The 1,418-nt window shown below is 59.5% G+C and carries 1 protein-coding gene; it reads left to right on the forward strand.

The window, feature by feature from the left end; translation table 11 throughout:
* Positions 1-110 precede the first annotated feature (110 nt).
* Positions 111-1,304 (forward strand): IS256 family transposase, encoded by a 1,194-nt coding sequence (locus tag ACCAA_RS02950; RefSeq protein WP_186405761.1) that lies wholly within the window; start codon positions 111-113, stop codon positions 1,302-1,304.
* The last annotated feature ends 114 nt before the right edge of the window (positions 1,305-1,418 follow it).

Genomic DNA, 1,418 nt, shown 5'->3' on the forward strand with positions numbered 1-1,418 from the left:
GGTAGTGTGCCGACTTATGTGCAAAAGCGTTTGCGGTAGAAAGCAGGCGGGTGGTCATGGTAAGAGGTTGATTGTCGAGATCGACCGTGAATCCCTTGAGAGGACAAACCATGACCACGATGAAGCGTAGTACGAAGCTCAAAGCAATAGAAGAGGTTGCGGGTGACCGTGACCTGATGAAGGCGCTGATGAAGGAAGCGCTGCAAGAAGTGCTGGAAGGCGAGATGAGCGAATTTCTGGGCGCAGAGCGGGGCGAGCGTACGCAAGCCCGAGGCGGGTACCGGGCCGGCTACTACGGGCGCAACCTGGTTACCCGGATCGGCAAGCTCGAGCTGCGCGTACCGCGGGATCGGAGCGGCGAATTCTCCACCGCCCTGTTCGAGCGCTACGCCAGAAGCGAGAAAGCTCTGGTGGCGGCGCTGGCGGAAATGTACGTCCAGGGTGTTTCCACCCGCAAAGTCAAGGCCATCACCGAAGAGCTGTGTGGTCACCGTTTCTCGGCCAGTGCCATCAGCACCATCAACAAAGGGCTGGACGACGCCTTGGCGCGGTTTGCGCATCGGCAGCTCGACGAAACCTACCCCTACCTGATACTCGATGCGCGCTATGAGCGGGTGCGGGATGGGGGCGTGATTGCCCATCAGGCGGTGCTCATCGCCCTCGGCATCAATTGGGAGGGCAAACGCCAGGTTCTGGCGGTCGAAATGGCCAACCGGGAGAGTCAGAGCAGCTGGAAGGACTTTCTACTACGCCTGAAAGAGCGCGGCCTGTCGGGCGTCGAGTTCGTGGTCTCGGACGACCATGCCGGGCTCAAGAAGGCGATCCGGGAGGTTCTGACCGAATCGGCCTGGCAGCGCTGCTATGTGCATTTCCTGAGGAATGCGCTGGACTACCTGCCCAGGAAGGCCGACGATGATTGTCTGCAGGAACTGCGCTGGATCTACGACCGGCGCGACATCCAGGAAGCGCAGCGCGATCTGGCCGCGTGGATCACGAAATGGCAGGGCAAATACCCGAAGCTGGTCAATTGGGTGGAAGAGAATATCGTCGAGACGCTGACCTTCTACCGGCTACCCAGAGCCCATCACAAACACCTGAAGAGCACGAACATGCTCGAGCGGCTCAACGAGGAGATCAAGCGCCGAACGCTGGTGGTGCGCATCTTCCCGAATACCGAATCCTGTCTGCGGCTGATTCGGGCCTTGTGCGTGGAAACCCACGAAACATGGCTGGAAGACAACCGGTATCTGAACATGGCGTTCCTCGCGGAACAGAAAAAGGAGTTGCTGAGACTGGCCGCCTGAAGCAGCCGCGCGCTGTCGTTGTCGCTCCGGGCTTCGCCCTGCGCGCCACCGACAGCGCACCAGAATCAGCCAATTACTTGATCATCCTATTTGCACAACTTGACGCACACAACT

The organism is Candidatus Accumulibacter aalborgensis (assembly GCF_900089955.1).
GTDB lineage: Bacteria > Pseudomonadota > Gammaproteobacteria > Burkholderiales > Rhodocyclaceae > Accumulibacter > Accumulibacter aalborgensis.

Bases quoted from the DNA above. Each gene is read 5' to 3' on its own strand.
- ACCAA_RS02950 (WP_186405761.1), top strand. From the start codon at position 111: ATGACCACGATGAAGCGTAGTACGAAGCTCAAAGCAATAGAAGAGGTT.